Here is an 18,981-nt window from a genome sequence, read left to right on the forward strand (position 1 = left end):
CGACCGCGGCTACCCCGCGGTCTCCGGCCGGTCCGACAGGCCGAGGCGGAGGTGTTCGCTGTGGTAGACGGCCTCGTCGAGGAGTTGGGCGACGTGGTTGTCGTAGAGGCTGTAGATGATGCTGCGGCCGGAGCGGGTGCCGGTGACGAGGCCGAGGTTGCGCAGCAGGCGGAGTTGGTGGGAGACCGCGGACTGTTCCATGCCGACCGCGTCGGCGAGTTCGGTCACCGGCAGCGGGCCCTGACGTAGCTCGGTCAGGATGAGCAGGCGGCTCGGTGTGGCCAGCGCCTGGAGGGTGTTGGCGACGTGCGCAGCGGCGTCGGCGTCCAAACGCGTCACGGGTCGGTCGCGTCCCTCGACTCCGTGTCCCATACCGAGGTAGCTTACCGTGCACACAACGCATGAAGACGTCTTCATATGTTCTGCTATGGTGTCCGGGTTCCCTGACTTCGCCTCGGAGGTGACGCATGGCCGTGTCGACCGTGACGCCGAACCGCCCCGCACCCGTACCGGCCGCCGCGCCGCCGCGCCGGACGAGACTGTTCGCGCTGCCCGAAATGCGATGGGCGGCACTGGCATCGGTGCTGTTCCTGCTCGGATTGACCGCACAGCTGGCGGATGCTCCGGACGCGCTCCGGTGGGCGCTGTACCTGGCCTGCTACGCCGCGGGCGGATGGGAACCGGGGCTGGCCGGGCTGCGTGCGTTGCGCGAGAAGACCCTCGATGTGGATCTGCTCATGGTGGTGGCGGCGATCGGTGCGGCCGCGATCGGCCAGATCACCGACGGCGCACTGCTGATCGTCATCTTCGCCACGTCCGGTGCGCTGGAAGCCCTGGCCACCGCCCGCACCGAGGATTCGATTCGCGGGCTGCTCGACCTGGCCCCGGAAACCGCGACCCGGGTCGCCGCGGACGGCCGCGAGCACACGGTGGCGGCGGCCGATCTAGAGATCGGGGACGTGCTGATCGTGCGCCCCGGTGAACGAATTCCCGCCGATGCCAGCGTGATCGGCGGTGGCAGCGACGTCGACCAGGCCACCATCACCGGCGAACCGCTGCCGGTGCCCAAGACGACCGGTGACGAGGTGTTCGCCGGAACGATCAACGGCACCGGCATGCTGCGCTTGTGCGTGGACCGCCGCGCCGCCGATTCGGTCGTCGCGCGCATCGCCGCGCTCGTCGAGGAGGCCAGCCGGACCAAGGCCGCGACGCAGCTGTTCATCGAGAAGATCGAACAGCGCTACTCGGTGGGCATGGTCGCCGTCACGCTCGCGGTCTTCGCGATACCGCTGCTGCTCGGCGATTCGCTCGAGCGCGCCCTGCTGCGGGCCATGACATTCATGATCGTCGCGTCGCCCTGCGCGGTGGTACTGGCGACCATGCCGCCGCTGCTGGCCGCGATAGCCAATGCCGGACGGCACGGCGTGCTCGTCAAATCCGCGGTGGTCATGGAGCAGTTGGGCACCATCACCCGGGTCGCGTTCGACAAGACCGGAACCCTGACCCGCGGCACCCCCGAACTCGTCGACATCCGCGCGCTGGACCCGCGTGTCGACGACGACGAACTCCTGCGGCTGGCCGCGGCCGCCGAACACCCCAGTGAGCATCCGCTCGCCACGGCGATCGTGCGCGCCGCCGACGCCCGCGGACTCCGATGGGATGCGGTGGGGGAGTTCACCGCCCGGCCCGGACACGGTGTCTCGGCGCTGGTGGGCGACCGCCTCGTAGGCGTGGGCGCACCGGCGGCGCTGCTGGTCGGACGCGGCGGCGAGGTCGACAGGGTCGCGACCGCCGCGGTCCATGACTTCCAGCGCCGCGGCCATACGGCCGTGGTGGTGACCTGTGCGGGTGCACCCATTGGCGTACTTGCCATTTCCGATCAGCCGCGGGCCGAGGCCGGTGCGGCCGTGGCCGCCACCCGCGTGGTGACCGGTACCGCGCCGGTGCTGCTGACCGGTGACAACCGCATCGCGGCGGAGCGGCTCGCCGAACGGCTCGACATTGGTGACGTCCAAGCGGAACTGCTGCCCGATGGCAAAGTCGAGGCGGTGCGGCGGCTGCAAGCCGACGGGGCGCAGGTCGCCGTCGTCGGCGACGGCATCAACGACGCCCCCGCGCTCGCGGCCGCGCACGTCGGGATCGCGATGGGCGGAGCCGGGGCGGACCTGACGCTGCGGGCCGCCGACGCCATTGTCGTCCGCGACGACCTCACCACCGTCCCCGCCGTGATCAACCTGTCCCGGCGCGCGCACCGCATCGTGGTCGCCAATCTCGCCATCGCCGCCACCTTCATCGGTGTGCTGGTGGTCTGGGACCTCGTCGGCAACCTGCCGCTGCCGTTGGGTGTCGCCGGGCATGAGGGCTCCACCATCATCGTCGGGCTCAACGGTCTTCGGCTGCTGCGCGAATCCGCGTGGCGGCGCGGCACATAGGTCGCCGCGCGGCCTACGGTGTCGCCCGTCTCAGGTGGGTCGTCCGGCGCGCCACTTTGGTTCAGGCGTGGTTCACTTCTGATGCTCATGTGTCACAGGAGGTTCCGTGCCGTCTCTGCCCCCCGGTTTCGATTTCACCGATCCGGACCTGCTCGCCCAGCGGCTGCCCGTCGAGGAGTTCGCCGAATTGCGCCGCACCGCACCGGTGTACTGGAATCCGCAGCCCGACGCCAGCAGCGGGTTCGACACCGGCGGCTACTGGGTCGTCACCAGACTCGAAGACATCAAGGAGATTTCGCGGAATCCGGAGGTGTTCTCCGCCGAGGAGAACACCGCGGTCATCCGGCAGCCCAGCGATGCCACCCGCGCGGAGATCGAGATCCAGCGCGCGATGCTGCTGAATATGGACCCGCCCAAGCACACTCGGTATCGGCGCATCATCGCCAGGGGATTCACGCCGCGCGCGGTGGAGTCGCTGCGGGGTGCGCTGCGGGCGCGCGCCGAACGAATCGTGCGGGAGGCCAGGACATCCGGGGGCGGCGACTTCGTCGAGCAGGTCGCCAGCGAGCTGCCGGTGCAGGCCATCGCGGAGCTGCTGGGCGTACCGCAGGACGACCGCGCGCAGCTGTTCGAGTGGACCAATCAGATGATGGGCTACGACGATCCGGACTACGAGGGTGATCACCGGATGGCCACCGCCGGGGTCATGGGGTACGCGTGGAACCTCGCCGAGCGCAAGCGCGGCTGCCCGGCCGACGATATCGCCACCGCACTGCTGCGGGCCGATGTCGACGGCGCGGGCCTGACCTCGGAGGAGTTCGCGTGGTTCGTGGTGCTGCTCATCGTCGGCGGCAACGAGACCACCCGCAATGCCATCACCCACGGCATGAAGGCGTTCGTCGACCATCCGGAGCAGTGGGAGATCTACCGGGCGCGGCGTCCACGCACCGCGCCCGACGAGATCGTGCGCTGGGCGACCCCGGTGGTGGCGATCCAGCGCACCGCCCTGCGCGACACCGAGATCGGCGGCCAGCCCATCGCGAAGGGAGATCGGATCGGATTGTTCTACGCCTCGGCCAATTTCGACGAGTCCGCGTTCGACGACCCGTTCCGGTTCGACATCCTGCGCGAGCGCAATCCGCACGTCGCCTTCGGCGGCTCCGGCAATCACCACTGCGCCGGGGCCAATCTGGCCCGCCTGGAGATCGACCTGATGTTCGACACCATCGCCGACGTGATGCCCGACCTGCGGGAGATCTCCCCGCCCGTGCGGCTGCGCTCGGGCTGGCTGAACGCCATCAAGAGCTGGAAGGTCGCCTACGAGTGACCGATTCGGTGCGCGGGCATCGACGTCGGCGTGGTCACCGGGTCATGCCGACGCCCGCGTAGTCGTGGAAGCGGTTGGTGGCCGGTTCGGCGGGCTCCTCGGCGTCGGGTCGCCAGCGCTCGAGAGTCACCAGACCGGGCTCGAGGAGTTCGAATCCGTCGAACAGCGCGCGCACCCGATCGTAGGGGCGCAACTGGAGTGGGGTGGGCGTCGCGCGGGTCATATCGATGACGCCCTGCACCGCCTCGGGTGGTCCGTCGCTGCTGAAGTGCGACAGGGCCAGATAGCTGCCCTTCGGCAGGGCGTCGCGGATGCGGGCGATCAAACCGGCGGGGTCGGCGGAGTCGGGGATGAAATGCAGGATGGCCACCAGCAGTACGGCCACGGGCTGGTCGAAGTCGATCAGCCCACGGATATCCGGGTCGGCGAGAATATCGTCGATATTGCGGAAATCGCCGTGCACCGCAACGGTATTCGGCACGTCGGTCAGCAGCGACCGGCTCATCGACACCGCGACCGGGTCGATGTCCACATAGGCGACCCGTGCGGCCGGATCGAGCGCCTGGACGACCTCGTGCACATTGCCGGAGGTGGGGATGCCGGAACCGATGTCGAGGAACTGCCGCACTCCCGCACGGCTCAGTTCCAGGGTCGCGCGGCGCAGGAAGGCGCGGTTGGCGCGCATGATCGAGGGCAGCTCCGGCCACAGCACCGAGCCACGGCGCACGAATTCGCGGTCGACCTCGAAATTGTGCATGCCGCCGACGCAGTAGTCGTAGATGCGCGCCGCGCACGGGACGGTGGGGTCGACGGTGGGCGGGGCCCAGTCGGGAAGGGTGGTCATGGGGATACGCGTCTTTCGGTCGTGGTGATCGGATCGGTGTCGAGGGTCCAGGTGCCGCGCCGACGGGATTTGGCGCGGTAGAGGCCGCGGTCGGCGGCGGCGATCAAGGTGTCGAGGTCACCGGAGTCGGCACGGCGCACCGTGACTCCCACGCTGCCGGAGACGGCGATCGCCTCGTCGTCGAGCGGGATCGGTTCGGCCAGCGCGGTGATCAGCGCGTGCGCGGTGGCGATCACATCCGGGGTGGTCGTCGGCGGGGTGATCAACACGACGAACTCGTCACCGCCGAGCCGGACCAGCAACCGGCCGGGGCAGCCCGCCCGCTCGCGCAGCCGCTCGGCCACCGCGATCAGCAGCCGGTCGCCGACGCCGTGCCCGTTGCGGTCGTTGACCTGTTTGAAGCCATCCAGATCCAGCAGGCACAGGCCGACCAGTTCGGTCGCGGTGCGTTCCCGGACGGCGGCGAACTCCTCGGCCAGCAGCAGCCGGTTGGGCAGCCCCGTGAGCGGATCGTGCCGCGCCTGGTGATGCAGCGCCGACTGCACGCGTCGCCGCTCGGTGACATCCTCGCCGATGGCGAGCAGATAGTCCTGGCCGTCGCCGATACCGGTCACGAAGGTCACCGCCAGTGCGCCCCACAGCCATTCGCCGTCGGCGGTACGGAATCGCTTCTCGAAACGGACGGTTCCGGTGCCGGAGGTGACCAGGTCCCGGTAGATCATCTCCTGGACGTCGGGCAGATCGTCGGGATGCAGATAGTCCAGCACGGCGGTGCCGAGCAGCCGCTCGACCGGTAGCCGCAGCATGGTGCAGAGGGCGGCGTTGGCGTCGATGATCCGCCCGAAGACGTCGCCGACGGCAATGGCGGCCGGTGCGTTGTCGAAGATGACCCGGAAGCGTTTCTCGCTGGCCTGCAAGGCTTCCGCGGTCGCATGCCGCGCCTCGGCGATTCCGCGCATGATCGCCTCCTGCTCGGCGAGGGTGCGCTCGCGCAACGCGTCGGCGTATCCGGTGCCCAGGCCGCCGATGAGTTCGGCGAGGCGGGTGCGATAGGTGTACTCCGGTAGTCGGTGCAGCAGGGTGGGTAGTCGGTTCAGTACGGCGGCGGAGCGGGTCACGACGACGGGCGCGCTGTATCCCAGCTCCACCAGCCCGATCCCGATCTCGGACCCGGTCTCGGGGTCGAAGCTCTCGCCGTCGAGCGCCGACGCGAGCCGCCGGATCCACCGCCCGAACAGATCCTCCACCTCATCGGCCGCCCGTGGTACGAAGCTGGTGTCCGACAGCGCTTTCCGCCAGTGACGGGCCAGGTCTCGCACATCGGCACCGTCGATCGGTCCCACCCCGTCCTCTCCCTGTCCCCGGCCGAGGTCGGCCCGGCCGATCACCTCGTTCTACCATGCCTCGTCGCGAACCGCCCGAAAAGAACTGGACGCCACGAATACTGCTGTGCCGCAGCGGAAGATGATCTTGCGGCCGGAGACCGGCCACGCCGAGCCGAACCGATTCCCGAGGGGCGTCGACCCGGTTAGGCGACGGTGTTCGCGGGCTTGTTCGCGGTGGGGAGCAACGCCGTGCTGACCAGGGACAGCGCCAGCAGCGCGGCGCAGAGGTAGGCGGCGATGCCGAGGCCGGAGGTCATCGCTTCCCGGGCGGCCACGGCGGTGGCCGCGGTGCCGGGATCGGTGGCGAGTGCGGGAATCATCGATCCGGCGCTGTCGGTCACGGCGGTGGCCAGACCGTCCTGGCCCGGGGCGAGCCGATCGCGCAGGCCCGTGTCGAGGGCGGTGAAGAAGACGGTGGTGACCACCGCGATGCCCAGGGCCGAACCCAGTTCCCGTGCCGCGCTTTGCACGCCGGACGCCTGTCCGGCCCGATCGGCGGGCACCTCGGTGAGAACGACATTGGTCACCTGGGCGGTGGCGAAGCCGACACCGACACCGTAGACGAACAACGCGACGGCGATCGGCCACCACGCGCTGTCCGCCGCCGCGCACAGGCCGAGCAGCGTCAATCCGACCGCCTCGAGCGCCAGGCCGATCCGGACCTGGCCGAGTGCGGAAACCGAGGCCGTCAGGGAAAAGCTCGCGCCGCTGGCGCAGAAGCTGCCCACCGCGAGCGGAACGAGGGCCAGACCGGCCTGAACCGCGCTGTAGTCCAGGGTGAACTGCAGCCACAGCGGCAGCACCGCGATGATGCCGAATTCACCGATGCCGACCACCAGCGTCACGATATTGCCCTTGCGGAAGGAGCCGATGCGGAAGAGTCCGGTATCCAGGAGGGGCTCGGCGCCGGCCCGCGCGAGCGCGTCCTGCCTGCGCCAGCAGGCGACCAGCGCGGCCGCCGCCAGGGCGAAGGCGACCAGGACGGGCGAAGGTCCGCTGTCCCAGGTGAATCCGGCGATACGCAGCGGTTCGGTGGTCGCGAACCAGCCGTAGGAGCGGCCCTCGATCAACCCGAACGCCAGCAGCCCCAACCCCAGTGCGGACAGGACGGCGCCGATAGCGTCGACCCCGCCCCGGCCACGTGGCGTGGTGGGCAGGTAGGCCAGCGCGCCCACCGCGATCAGGATCACCAGCGGAATGTTGATGCCGAACGCCCACCGCCAAGAGAACCCGGCGAGCCAGCCGCCCAGTAGCGGGCCCACCGCCGCGGCCGCGCCGATGGTCGAGCCCCACACCGCGAAGGCCCGGCTCCGGTCCTGCCCGGTGAAGGTGGCGTTCACCAGGGCCAGCGAGGTCGGCAGGATCATCGCGCCGCCGATGCCCTGCAGGAATCGCGCCATGATGAGCAATTCGCCATTCGGCGCGGCGGCGGCGAGCAGACTCGTCACACCGAAAACGGCGAGCCCGAGCAGGAACAGGCGGCGTGCGCCCCACAGATCGGCCAGCCGCCCGGTGAGCAGCAGTAGGGCCGCGAAGACGATGGCATAGGACTCCTGAATCCACTGCGCCTCGGTCGAGGTGATGGACAGGTCATCGATGATCGGCGCGACGATCACGTTCACGATCGTCAGATCCACGACGATCAACGCCACGCCGAGCGATACCGCGATCAACCCCAACCACGAGCGGGTGGTCGGAGTGGTTGTTTCGGTCGACAAGATACCTCCATGATAAAGTAACTTCATGGTGAAGGTAATTTGCGGCGCGGTAAGTTGTCAATCCGGAGTAGTCGGGGACAGGAGGCGCGGCGGTGGCGCGAGAGCAGGCGAATAGCATTGCGGCACAACGGGACAGGCTTGGGGAAGCGCTGCGTGGCTACGGTGCGGGTTTCACCGAGCTCGGCCGCCGGTTCGCTGAATCGCTCGGCGTGCACGCCACCGACGCCTTCGCGCTGCTGGAAATCGCCACGGCGGAGGAGGCGGGCACCCCGCTGCAACCCGCCCTGCTCGCCAAACGCATCGCACTGTCCTCCGGGGCCATGACTGCCCTGCTGAACCGCCTGGAACGGGCCGGATACATCACCCGCGGCCGCGAGCACGCCGACCGCCGCGTGGTCACGCTGCGGTGCAGCGCGCGAGCCAAGAAACTCGCCGACGACTTCTTCGATTCCGCCAACCGCCGGCAGGACGCGGTCCTGGCCCAGTACCCACCAGAACTGCTGCTGCGCTTCGAGGAGCTCCTCGTCGAACTGGGCGCGGCCCTCGTGGGCCCGGAGGTGTCCGAGTAGTCCCGCACGGCCGCGCCCCGCGTCGACGGCGCGTCTCCGACGCAGGGTGGGCTCGGGACGGTGCGTGGGCAGACTGCGCGCCCGCGGGATCGGCTGCGGTGCGGACCACCTGGCCAGCGCGGGTTCAGACGATATTGGCGTCGATCAGCATGGTCCAGATCCGGCCCTGGTCGACGACCTCCACACCGAGCTTCTCCGCCTTGGTCAGCTTGGCGTCGCCGACGCCCGCACCGGTGATGAGCAGGTCGGTATTCGCCGACACCGAGGATGCCGCTGTGGCACCGGCCTTTTCGCACAGGCGCTGGAAGGTGGGGCGGGCGACCTTCTCGCCGGAGCGCGGGTCGCTGATCGCGCCGGTGATGACCACCGTCTTGCCCGCCAGGGGCGCGCCCGCCGCGACGACCGGCGGCAGGTCCTCCTCGCGGACGTCGAGGGAGACCCCCGCCGCGCGTAGCCGCTCGAGTTCCGGGCGCAGGCGGGTGAGGTGGGTGATGAGGGAGGCGGCGACCTTCGCGCCGATGTCCTCCACCGCCACCAAGCGCTCCTCGCCCGCTTCGGCGACCTCCTCCAGGGAGGCGAAACCGGAGCGGGCCAGGCGGGCGGCGGTGCCGTCGGAGGCCATCGGGATCGCCAATCCGATCAGGGCGCGGCGCAGGCCGACCTGGCGGCTGGCGTCGATCGAATCGATCATGCGCTGGGCCGAGACCTCGCCGATCCGGTCGAAATCGAGCAGGCTCTCCTTGGTCAGCGTGTAGAAATCCGAGGGGTTGGTCAGCATGCCCGCCTCGGCCAGGCGCTCGATCCACACCGGACCGATGGCGTCGATATCGGCGGCCGCGCGCGAGGCCCAGTGGATGAGCCGCCGCACCGTCTGCGCGGAACAGGACACGTTGGTGCAGAACAGTTCTCGGCTGTTGCCCTGTTCGGTCACCGGCTGTTCGCAGGAGGGGCAGGCGGTCGGCGGCAGGATCTCACGTTCGGCACCCGTGCGCTTCGAGGCGTCGAGCACGCCCGCCACGAACGGAATCACATCGCCCGCACGGCGCACCAGCACCGTGTCACCGATCTTGATGTCGCGTGCCCGGATCACCTCCTGATTGGCCAGGGTCGCCTTGGTGACGGTGGTGCCGCCCACGAACACCGGCTCCAACCAGGCCACCGGCACGATCTTGCCGGTTTTGCCCACATCCCAGACCACGTCGGCGAGCAGCGTCGTCTTCTCCTCGGCGGCGAACTTGAACGCCAGCGCGCCGCGCGGGGAGCTCGACCGGGTACCGGCCGCCGCGTAGGCATCACGATCGGCCAGGCGCAGCACCGCCCCGTCCAGGTCGTAATCCAGCGCGTTGCGGCCCTGCTCGATGGCGGTGATGGCGGCCTGCGCCTGCGCGGCGTCGGTGCAGTGGCGCATCTGCGCGCCCGCGATACCCAGCGTCGTCAGACCCTCCTCCAGATCGAGCGCCGCTCCGCCCGCGGAGGTGTCGAGATCGAAGCCGAAGAATCGCAGCCGGCGTTCGGCCACGGTGGCCGGATCCTTGGCGCGCAGCGTGCCCGCGGCGGCATTGCGCGGATTGATCAGCGGCTTGTCCGGATGCGCGGTGTTGTAGGCGGCGAAGGTCGACCGCAGCATCACCGCCTCGCCGCGCACCTCCACCCGGCCCGGCGCCTCGATCCGCTCGGGCACCCCGTCGACCAGGGCGCGGACCAGCACGGTCACATCATCGCCGGTGGTGCCGTCGCCCCGGGTCACCGCCCGCGTCAGCCGCCCGTCCTCGTACACCAGCGACAGCGACAGGCCGTCGAGTTTCGGCATCACCACCACCGGCTGGCCGGGGAAGCGGTTGAAGAACGCCTCGACCTGTTCGGGCGTGGTCGCCTTCTCCAGCGACAGCATGGGACGCGCGTGCCGGATCGGGGCGTGCAGCACAGTCGGCGCGCCGACCTGCTCCAGCGGATTCGGATCGGGCGTCAGCTCCGGATGCGCCGCGACCAGATCGCGCAGCTCGTCCTCGATCGCGTCGTACTCGGCGTCCGCGACCAGCGGCGAGCCCTGATAGTAGGCGTCCCGCAGCGCCATGATGCGGTCCGCGAGCTGTTGTATGCGTTCCCCAGTCTCCACAACCGCAGACGCTACCGATACCGACCGACACGCAGGTGCGAGACGTTCTCGAGTGACCCGATTCGGCAGCCGCAGTCGCAGCCGCCGCACCGCGACACACGGGGTGCCTTCAGCCATGGTTCGCGCCGCCACTCTGCCACTATGCACAGTGCAGCCCACGCGCGGGTGGCAGCGGCGTAGACGGTGCAGAAGTTGCGATCGGTTCGGCGGCATTCCCTTCGATGCAGGAGGAAGTGAGTGATCGACGATGACATGCGTGAAACCTCGGAGCCACCTCGGCCCCATCTGTCCCGGCGCAGCGTTTTCAGCATGGGTGCGGCCGCTGTGGTCGCGGCAGGGATGGGGGCGGGTGTGAGCGGTTGCGGTGACGACTCGGCGGCGTCCGAAGCTGAGCAGGCGAGGAAGATACCCATCGACCCCAGCGGTCATATCGTCGATCGACAGCAGCAGGCGACCGCGGCGCTGCCCTTCTCCGACCAGCAGGACTTCGCCGACGCCGATCGTGGGTTCGTCGCCGCGCTCGAACCCGACGTCGTCAAGGATGCGAACGGGAATGTGGTGTGGGACAACGACTCCTACTCCTTCATTCAGGGCACCTGCCCCAATTCGGTGCATCCGAGCCTGTGGCGGCAGTCGCAGTTGGTGCTCGAGCAGGGGCTCTACGAGGTGACGCCCGGCTTCTATCAGATCCGAGGGCTGGATCTGTCCAATATGACGCTGATCGAAGGCGATACCGGGGTGATCGTGATCGATCCACTCATCTCCACCGAGACCGCGAGGGCGGGCTTGGACCTGTATCGAGCCAACCGGGGTGACAAACCGGTGGTCGGTGTCATCTACACCCACTCGCACGTCGACCATTTCGGCGGCGTCATGGGCGTCACCACCATCGATGACGTGCGGTCCGGGCGGGTGCCGGTACTCGCACCGCAGGGGTTCATGGACCATGCGGTGTCGGAGAACATCTACGCCGGAACCGCGATGGCGCGGCGGTCGGCGTACATGTACGGCGCGGCACTGCCCCGCAATGACCGGGGCCAGGTCGGCGCGGGACTGGGCATGACCACTTCGACCGGCACCGTCAGCCTCATCGCGCCGACCCGTGACATCACCGCCACCGGACAGGAGGAGGTGATCGACGGTGTGCGCATCGTATTCCAGATGACCCCGGGCACCGAGGCGCCGTCGGAGATGAACTTCTACTTCCCCGACCACCGCGCGCTGTGCATGGCCGAGAACGCCACCCATACCCTGCACAACATCCTCACGCTGCGTGGCGCGCTGGTGCGCGACGCGCACGTCTGGTCGCGGTACCTGACCGAGGCCATCAACCTGTTCGCCGACAAGTCCGATGTGGCCTTCGCCTCGCACCACTGGCCGACCTGGGGCACCGACAGGATCACCGAATGGCTGTCCCTGCAACGTGATACGTACGCCTACCTGCACGATCAGACGCTGCGTCTGCTGAATCAGGGTTACGTCGGCACCGAGATCGCCGAGATGATGCGGATGCCGCCCGCGCTGGAGGCCAAGTGGTACAACCACGGGTACTACGGTTCGGTCAGCCACGACGTCAAGGCCGTCTACCAGCGCTATATGGGGTGGTTCGACGGCAATCCCGCCCATCTGTGGGAGCACCCGCCGGTCGAGGAGGGCAAGCGGCACGTCGAGGCCATCGGCGGTGCCGAGGAGGTGCTGAAGAAGGCACGCGCCGCCTACGACGACGGTGACTTCCGCTGGACCGTGCAGCTGCTCAATTACCTGATCTTCGCCGAACCCGATAACGAGAAGGCGAAGATGTTGCAGGCCAGCGCTTTCGAACAACTCGGCTACGGCTCCGAGAACGGCACCTGGCGCAATTTCTACCTGTCGGGAGCCTACGAACTGCGCAACGGTAACTTCGGCACCCCGACCAAACCGACCTCGCCGACCATGATCGCCGCGCTCACCGTCGACCAGGTCTTCGACTCGGTGGCCTTCCTCGTCGACGGGCCGAAAGCCTGGGATCTGCACATGGTCAACGACTGGGTCATCACCGACGAGAACACCACCTACCGCACCGAACTACGCAATGGTGTGCTCATTCACTTCGTCGTCGGACCCGACTTCACCGGGCCCGATCCCGACGCCACCCTCACCCTGTCACGACCCACCCTCATCAGCGTGCTGACCGGCGCGAAACCGGTGGAGGACGCGATCGCGTCGGGAGACGTGCGGGTTTCCGGTGATCCGGGCAAGCTGCGGCAGCTGACGGGCGTACTCGACACCCCGGACCCGAATTTCAATATCGTCACCCCGTAGCGGTCTGGACGCCGCCGGTCGCCGCAACGGCCACGATCGGGGTCGACGGCGTGGCCGGCGACCCCGCCGCGCGGATCAGTACGTGTAGAAGCCGCGGCCGGTCTTGCGGCCGAGGTAGCCCGCGTCGACCATGCGGCGCAGCAGGACCGGGGGCGCGTACTGCGGTTCGCCGAATTCGGCGTAGAGGGATTCGGCGACGGCGAGGGTCACGTCGAGGCCGACGGTGTCGGTCAGGCGCAGCGGGCCCATGGGGTGGGCGCAGCCGCTGACCATGCCCTCGTCGATGTCCTCGGCGCTGGCGAAACCGGTTTCGTACATGCGGATCGCGCTGCACAGGTAGGGGATCAGCAGGGCGTTGACGATGAAACCGGCCTGATCCTTGGATTCGATGGTGCGCTTGCCCAGGATGTCGCGGGCGTAGGCGGTCACCTTGTCGGCGACCTCGCGGTCGGTCTTGAGGGTCACCACGATCTCGACCAGCGGCAGCACCGGGACCGGGTTGAAGAAGTGCACGCCCACCACGCGGCCCGGGTTGGCGGTGGCATTGGCCAGCCGGATCACCGGGATCGAGGAGGTGTTGGTGGCCAGGATGGTCTCGGGGGAGACGATGCCGTCGAGCTTGGTGAAGAAGTCCGTCTTCAGCGACTCGATCTCCGGGGCCGCCTCGATGACCAGCTCGCGGTCGGCGAAATCGTCGATGGCCGTGGTCAGGGTGATGCGCGCGCGAGCCTCGTCGGCGGCGGCCTGCTCGAGCCGACCCGACTTCACCGCCCGCGCCAGGGACTTCTCGATCCGGGCCACAGCGGCATCGGCCGCCTCGGTGTCGCGCTCCAGAACCAGGACCGATCCGCCGGCGCGAGCCGCCACCTCCGCGATACCGGCACCCATGGTTCCGCCGCCGATCACTCCGATGCGTTGCACTGTCGCTGTCTCCTTGTACTCGGGATTCTCGCCGACCCATCTTGCTCGATCGGGCGCACCCACATTCATCTGGGCGCGGGTTGTGAGCGCTCCGCGTCGGTCGCCCAGGTCGGCAGCGGCTCGCGTGCCGACAGCCAGGACGGTGGCACCCCGCGGACGCCGTCCCCGGTTCCGACTCCGGTGTGGGCTGCCACGATGCCGCCGACGATGGCGGCCGTGGTGTCCACATCGCCCCCGGCCTCGACGCACGCGGTGACGGCGGCCGGATAGTCGTCGAGGAAGGTGGCCGCCGCCCACAACGTGAACGGCACCGTGTCCTGCGCGCTGACCTGAGCGCCGTTGCCGAGCTCATAGGCTGCTTCGGCGACCGATCGGCCGAGCAGACGTCGGGCCCGGCGAAGGCCGTCCGAGGTGCGACCGTCGATCAGGTACGGCTCCACCGCTTCCAGCAGTTCGCTTGGTGGACAGTGTTTTCCGCGGGTGGCCGCCGCGTGGCTCGCCGCGACGGCGACGAGCATGGCGGCCAGGATCGCTTCCGGGTGCCGGTGGGTCACCTCGGCCGAGCGCGCGCCCTGGGCCGCCGCACGGTCCGGATCCCCGGCGAAACGCGCGCCCAGCGGAGCGACCCGCATCGCCGCTCCGTTCCCCCAGGAGCCGCGTCCGTCGAACAGCGCGCCGGCGGCGTCGGACCAGGGGCGGCCGTCGCGAATCTGGTGCAGCACGACGACGGTGCCGCCGCTGTAGCCGCGGTAGGGCTCGCAGCGGTCGGCGAAGGCCGCCGCCAACGCGTCGTGGTCGATATGGTCCTGGAGCGGAGCTGCGCGTAGACCGAGCAGGCCATTTCGGTGTCGTCGGTCCACGGCCACGGACCGGCCGGTGGACGACCGGCGAGTAGCTCGGGTACCGAACGCCCCGGAACGAAGAACTGCGCGCCCAGCGCATCACCTACGGATAAGCCGTCGAGACTGTCCCGAGCGGCATCGGTAATCAATGACATACCGCTGCCATGGTGCCAATCACGCAATGCCATCGCAATAGCCGCGGCCATCGCAATACCCGCGCCGAGGCCGGCCTCCGGTGGAGTCGCGGATCCGTTCCAAGGGCACCTACAAGTGCCTTCTACCGATGTCACGGGTGCGGGCCTAGTGTCGAATCCGACGAGAAGACAGAGGTTTTCGACACGGATCGGGAGAGCCGGCATGACAGTCACGACAGTTCCGTTCACGTTCACCCGCGATGGCGATCGGCTGGTGGGCACGTTGTATCTGCCGGAGGGGGAGCCGACGGCGGTGGTGATCACCACCGGGCCGTTGACGTCGGTGAAGGAGCAGGCGGCGGGGGTGTACGCGGCGGCGCTGGCGCGGCGGGGGTTCGCGGCGCTGGCCTTCGATCACCGCACCTTCGGGGAGAGCGAGGGGGTGCCGCGGCAGTTGGAGGATCCGCTGGGCAAGGCCGCAGATATCGCAGCGGCGGTATCGGCTCTGGAGCAAGATGCGCGGTTCTCGGGGAAACCCGTTGTCGCACTCGGCGTCTGCGCCGGAGGCGGTTATATGGCGCGGGCGGTTGCGGACGATCCGCGGATTCGCGCCTTCGCCGGGGTGGCGGGGGTGTACCCGGATACCGCGGCCGCGCCGCCGGATGCGGCCGTGGTCGAGCGTGGACGGCTGGCCCGGGAGCGGCGGCTCGCCACCGGGGAGGTCGAAAGTATTCCGGCGGTCGCGGCCGACAACGGTGACGTCGCGATGCCGCTGCGCGAGGCATTCGAGTACTACGGCACCGACCGCGGAGCCGTACCCAACTACACCAATGCCTTCGCCGTCGAATCCTTCGAACACTCAGCCGTTTTCGACGCACAGGAAGCCGCCGCCCGACTGGCGGTGCCGTTCCTGCTCGTCCACTCCGAACACGCGCTGGTCCCGCCGTGGGCGCGCGCCTTCTACGCGGCGGTGACATCACCGAAGTCCGAACTGTGGCTGGACTCGGTCGGCCAGATCGACTTCTACGACGATCCCCGGCTGATCGACGCGGCCGCGGACGCGGCGGGTGCGCTCTTCCGCGACGCGGTAGCCCCGGCCGACGACCAGGTGCGCAGCAACGTCTGACCGGGTCATCCCGAGGTCGGGCCACAGGCCGACGGCGGGCGCGGTCGGCCCACCGCGCGACGGTGGCCGCTCCGTCGTGGAGGGCCGTACCGACCCGGTGGGCAGCGCGCCGCCCGAGATCGGGTTGGCGGCCGTACTCAGCTGACGGCGATGGCGATGGCGACCACGATGAAGACCGCCACGATCAGGAGGATCGCGGTGATCGCGAGGACTCCGGTGGGTGGGAAGTGGTGGCGGGTGCGGGGCTCCGGGGCGGAGAGGCCGGAGGTTTGCGGGGTGTCGGGCGGGGTGGAGCCGGGGGCGACTCCGCCGCCGGGTTCGAGGTCGGGGGTGCGCTCGGGGGCGGGATCCATGGACACGACTGCTGACAACTCCTCGTGGTCGACTGCGGTCCCCGGATGCGGGGCTGTCGGGATACGCATAGCTGTGCGTCGTGTGCCTCGGGTACCCGGCATCGGGGGAGCTAATCCGGATCGGTCGCGGGGGCGGGCGGTGCGCAGGGCGCTGGCGTGATGTTGCGGCGTGGCGGTCGCCGTTTGGCCGGGTGCCAGCGGGGTACCGTCACCGGAGATGCCCTCTGGCCGGGGCGCTGGTGGTACGCGGTCGCGGGATCACGCGGCGGCTCGTACACGGACGGGAGGTGATCGCCGGTGGTGCCGCATCTGCTCGTACTGGTGGGGATCGTGCTGGCGTCCACGGCGGTGCTGTACGCGGCAGCCCGCGCCGTACGGCCCACGCCGCAGGCGGAGCAGATGCCGTTCCTGTCGGGGGCGGCCCCGCGCGAGCACGCGGTGTCGCGGTATCACGTGCGGTGGTATGCGGTCACCATGCTGTTCCTGGCCTTCGATATGGAAATGGCCTACATGTATCCGTGGGCCGTGGTGGTCGCCGACCTCGGCTCGAGCGCGGTCATCGAGATGTTCGGATTCCTGGCTGTGCTCATGGTCGCGGTGCTCTACGCCTGGCGTGAGGGGGCACTGCGGTGGACCTGACCCGATGGCTACGCGGGCGGATGGCGATCGCGCCGCTGTTGGCGGTCGCTCCCGGAGGGGCGGGTGTGCGGGTCGCCGTCGAACGCGTGGTGCGGGAGAACGGGGGGCGGTGGGCCGACAGTCCGGCCGCCGCCAACCTGCTGATCGTGGCCGGGCGTGGGGACGCGGAATTCGAGGACGCCGTCGGGCGCGTCCACGAGGCCATGCCCCTGCCCGGAATTCGTGTCGATATCCACGAACCACACTGGGCCGCAGCCGAACTCGCTGCCGCGAGGGATGGGCTCAGATCCGGAGCGGGTGGTGGCGAACTCCCGTCGCACCCGGCTCACCCGCGGATCCGTCAGGCACCTGATCAGGCCGTCCATCCTGCGGTAGACGGCGATCTCCCTCGATCCGCTGGCCACGCCGGATGTGCTCGGATGGAGCACGGTGGAACCGGTGCGCATGGCGAACCCGACGCGGACGACGAACGTCGTGAGCGCAGTGCACGTGACGAGAACGGTGGGCACGGGCACGGTGGGCATGCGGAGCACGGCGGACACGGCGGACACGGCGGGCACGGCGGGCACGGGCACGAGGGGGTGGAGATGCCGGGGGGCTTGGCTATGGCCGAGCGGGCGGCGGATCGGGATGGGCTGACGCTGGACGAAGTGACCGTATCGCTGGGGCCGGTACTGCCGTGGTGGCCCGCCGGATTGGTGGTCACCGCTCGGGTGCAGGGTGGGATCGTTTCCAGCGCAGAGGTTTCCACGCTGGCTGCGCCGGAGGGAGCTGGGTCGTTCTGGCTGGAGCCGTGGGTGGGGCGGGTCGAGGCGGGGGACGGCGGATGGATGAGGCGTCGGTATGCGGTGGCGCGGCGGGTGGATTCGGTGGCGACGCTCTTGACCGTCGCGGGGTGGGAGGATGCCGCGGCGGCGGGGCGTCTGCTGCGGGACCGAGTTCTGGCCGATGGTCCTGCGGATGCAGGAGAATCACTGGGGCACAGGTGGATTCGCCGGGTCCGGCGGTCCCGGACGCTGCGGTGGTCACTGCGCGGGGTGGGGACGATCGCGGACGGCCCCGGAGCGCCGCCGGGTCTGGCCGGTGACACCGCGGATCGCCTCGACGCCTGGCTCACGGAGATCGGCCAGCTGCTGTCGAATCGCGCGAGCGTCGAGTGGAATGCGGCGATCGCCCGGCGCACAGCGGATTTCCCCGCGACGGAAACCACCCGCACGACCTGGACCCTGGCGGCACTGCCGGAGCTTCTCGCCGGTGTCACGCTCGCGGAGGCGCGGTTGATCGTGGCCGGTCTCGATCCCGATCCGGACGTACTGTGTCACGCACCGCGGGAGGTCGTCCATGGTTGAGCTCGCACCGTGGTGGCTGACCGTGCTGCTGCCCGCCGGCGTGCTGGCCATGGCCTGGGGCACCGCCACGGCCGACGCCGTCCTCCGCGCCCGTGCGGCGGGCGCGCCCGTCGCGGCGGCGGTGGGTGCACCCTGGCGGGCGGTGGTGTTGGGGCTGGTTCAGCAGCGTCGCCGGATCGTGGGTGCGGATGTACTCCTGTGGCGTGCCGCCGGACTCGTCCTGCTGCTGGCGGGGGTGCTGGCCGCCGCGCTGGTGCCGGTCGGCGGGGCCGTCGTGTTGGACGGCGGGGTGAGTCTGGTCTGGTTCAATGCGGTCGAGGTGGTGGCCTGGGTGGCGGTGTGGTCGGCGGGGTGGGGGTCGAACTCGGTGTTCGCGCTGGTGGGCGGATATCGGTTCGTGGCGCAGGGGGTGGCCTACGAGCTGCCGCACATGTTCGCGCTGACCTGCGCCGCTGTCGGGGCGGGCTCGCTGCGGATCGCGGATGTCGTCGCGGCGCAACAGGACCGGTGGTTCGTATTGATCATGCCGGTGGCCTTCGCGGTCTATCTGCTGTCGGTACCCGCCATGGCGTTCACCCGGCCGTTCGACGCCCCGGCGGGCACCGATCTCGCCGGGGGAGTGTTCGCCGAGGTGTCGGGGCCGGACCGGCTGCTGTTGCGGGTGGCGCGGCGGGTGCTGTTCGTGGCCGCGGCGGCCATGGCGGTGCCGCTGTTCCTCGGCGGCGGTGCGGGGCCGTGGCTGCCGGGCTGGCTGTGGACGCTGGTGAAAACCATTGCGGTGCTGGCGGTACTGGTCTGGCTGGGTCGACGCTGGCCCACGATTCGCATGTCGCGCTATATGGAGGTGGCGTGGCTGGTGTTGTTGCCGCTCACCCTGGTGCAGGCCCTGGTGGTCTCGCTTCTGGTGCTGCGCTGAGCGACGGGA

Annotated in this window: 16 protein-coding genes; 8 read left to right on the top strand and 8 right to left on the bottom strand. The window is 69.6% G+C overall.

All coding sequences use genetic code 11. The features are described 5' to 3' along the window. Nucleotides 1-9: 9 nt before the first annotated feature. Nucleotides 10-372 carry an ArsR/SmtB family transcription factor gene (locus FOH10_RS10435; protein WP_029932191.1) on the bottom strand — a complete coding sequence of 121 codons (363 nt, stop codon included), beginning with the start codon at nucleotides 370-372 and terminating at the stop codon, nucleotides 10-12. Nucleotides 373-467: 95 nt separating this feature from the next. On the opposite strand from FOH10_RS10435, the gene FOH10_RS10440 reads away from it, so the two are divergent. Then, nucleotides 468-2,432: a heavy metal translocating P-type ATPase gene (locus tag FOH10_RS10440; RefSeq protein ID WP_143980555.1), complete on the top strand. Its 1,965-nt coding sequence runs from the start codon at nucleotides 468-470 to the stop codon at nucleotides 2,430-2,432. Nucleotides 2,433-2,538: 106 nt separating this feature from the next. Next, nucleotides 2,539-3,759 (top strand): cytochrome P450, encoded by a 1,221-nt coding sequence (locus tag FOH10_RS10445; protein ID WP_143980556.1) that lies wholly within the window; start codon nucleotides 2,539-2,541, stop codon nucleotides 3,757-3,759. Between the two features lie 34 nt (nucleotides 3,760-3,793). Here FOH10_RS10445 and FOH10_RS10450 read toward each other — a convergent pair whose 3' ends face one another. From FOH10_RS10450 to FOH10_RS10460, 3 genes are all read right to left on the bottom strand, one after another. Then, entirely contained in the window at nucleotides 3,794-4,603 is an 810-nt protein-coding gene (locus FOH10_RS10450; RefSeq protein ID WP_143980557.1) for an SAM-dependent methyltransferase, read from the bottom strand. Then, nucleotides 4,600-5,946 (bottom strand): diguanylate cyclase domain-containing protein, encoded by a 1,347-nt coding sequence (locus tag FOH10_RS10455; RefSeq protein WP_143980558.1) that lies wholly within the window; start codon nucleotides 5,944-5,946, stop codon nucleotides 4,600-4,602. The genes FOH10_RS10450 and FOH10_RS10455 overlap by 4 nt, the downstream gene beginning before the upstream one ends. Before the next feature lie 185 nt (nucleotides 5,947-6,131). Beyond that, nucleotides 6,132-7,706, bottom strand: a complete 1,575-nt coding sequence (locus FOH10_RS10460) for a DHA2 family efflux MFS transporter permease subunit (RefSeq protein WP_244961856.1) — start codon at nucleotides 7,704-7,706, stop codon at nucleotides 6,132-6,134. A gap of 92 nt (nucleotides 7,707-7,798) precedes the next feature. Here FOH10_RS10460 and FOH10_RS10465 point away from each other — a divergent pair, with 92 nt between their 5' ends. Further along, nucleotides 7,799-8,275: a MarR family winged helix-turn-helix transcriptional regulator gene (locus FOH10_RS10465; RefSeq protein WP_143980560.1), complete on the top strand. Its 477-nt coding sequence runs from the start codon at nucleotides 7,799-7,801 to the stop codon at nucleotides 8,273-8,275. Between the two features lie 124 nt (nucleotides 8,276-8,399). On the opposite strand, the gene ligA is transcribed toward FOH10_RS10465, so the two are convergent. Next, on the bottom strand, nucleotides 8,400-10,391 hold the full coding sequence (gene ligA / locus FOH10_RS10470) for an NAD-dependent DNA ligase LigA (protein ID WP_143980561.1): 1,992 nt from the start codon (nucleotides 10,389-10,391) through the stop codon (nucleotides 8,400-8,402). 309 nt (nucleotides 10,392-10,700) lie between these two features. Between ligA and FOH10_RS10475 the strand changes: the two genes are divergently transcribed. Further along, nucleotides 10,701-12,692 carry an alkyl/aryl-sulfatase gene (locus FOH10_RS10475; RefSeq protein ID WP_244961858.1) on the top strand — a complete coding sequence of 664 codons (1,992 nt, stop codon included), beginning with the start codon at nucleotides 10,701-10,703 and terminating at the stop codon, nucleotides 12,690-12,692. Nucleotides 12,693-12,767: 75 nt separating this feature from the next. Here the strand turns inward: FOH10_RS10475 and FOH10_RS10480 are convergent, their stop codons facing one another. Together FOH10_RS10480 and FOH10_RS10485 are read right to left on the bottom strand one after the other, a co-directional pair. Further along, nucleotides 12,768-13,613 (bottom strand): 3-hydroxybutyryl-CoA dehydrogenase, encoded by an 846-nt coding sequence (locus FOH10_RS10480; RefSeq protein WP_039818716.1) that lies wholly within the window; start codon nucleotides 13,611-13,613, stop codon nucleotides 12,768-12,770. A gap of 65 nt (nucleotides 13,614-13,678) precedes the next feature. Then, nucleotides 13,679-14,473, bottom strand: coding sequence for an ADP-ribosylglycohydrolase family protein (locus FOH10_RS10485; RefSeq protein WP_244961860.1), 795 nt, complete (start codon nucleotides 14,471-14,473; stop codon nucleotides 13,679-13,681). 339 nt (nucleotides 14,474-14,812) lie between these two features. Here FOH10_RS10485 and FOH10_RS10490 point away from each other — a divergent pair, with 339 nt between their 5' ends. Continuing rightward, the gene (locus FOH10_RS10490; RefSeq protein ID WP_143980562.1) at nucleotides 14,813-15,715 is read left to right on the top strand and encodes an alpha/beta hydrolase; all 903 of its coding nucleotides are present in this window, start codon (nucleotides 14,813-14,815) and stop codon (nucleotides 15,713-15,715) included. Nucleotides 15,716-15,852: 137 nt separating this feature from the next. Here the strand turns inward: FOH10_RS10490 and FOH10_RS10495 are convergent, their stop codons facing one another. Then, a complete protein-coding gene (locus FOH10_RS10495; protein WP_143983993.1) occupies nucleotides 15,853-16,068 on the bottom strand; it encodes a DUF6480 family protein in 216 nt (71 codons plus the stop codon). A gap of 297 nt (nucleotides 16,069-16,365) precedes the next feature. Between FOH10_RS10495 and FOH10_RS10500 the strand changes: the two genes are divergently transcribed. From FOH10_RS10500 to FOH10_RS10510, 3 genes are all read left to right on the top strand, one after another. After that, nucleotides 16,366-16,707: an NADH-quinone oxidoreductase subunit A gene (locus FOH10_RS10500; protein ID WP_425326137.1), complete on the top strand. Its 342-nt coding sequence runs from the start codon at nucleotides 16,366-16,368 to the stop codon at nucleotides 16,705-16,707. 419 nt (nucleotides 16,708-17,126) lie between these two features. Further along, complete coding sequence (locus tag FOH10_RS10505) at nucleotides 17,127-18,056, top strand: hypothetical protein (protein ID WP_143980563.1); 930 nt, start codon at nucleotides 17,127-17,129, stop codon at nucleotides 18,054-18,056. Beyond that, nucleotides 18,049-18,972, top strand: coding sequence for a complex I subunit 1 family protein (locus FOH10_RS10510; protein WP_143980564.1), 924 nt, complete (start codon nucleotides 18,049-18,051; stop codon nucleotides 18,970-18,972). The genes FOH10_RS10505 and FOH10_RS10510 overlap by 8 nt, the downstream gene beginning before the upstream one ends. The last annotated feature ends 9 nt before the right edge of the window (nucleotides 18,973-18,981 follow it).

It is taken from the genome of Nocardia otitidiscaviarum (assembly GCF_007362295.1).
Classification (GTDB): domain Bacteria; phylum Actinomycetota; class Actinomycetes; order Mycobacteriales; family Mycobacteriaceae; genus Nocardia; species Nocardia otitidiscaviarum.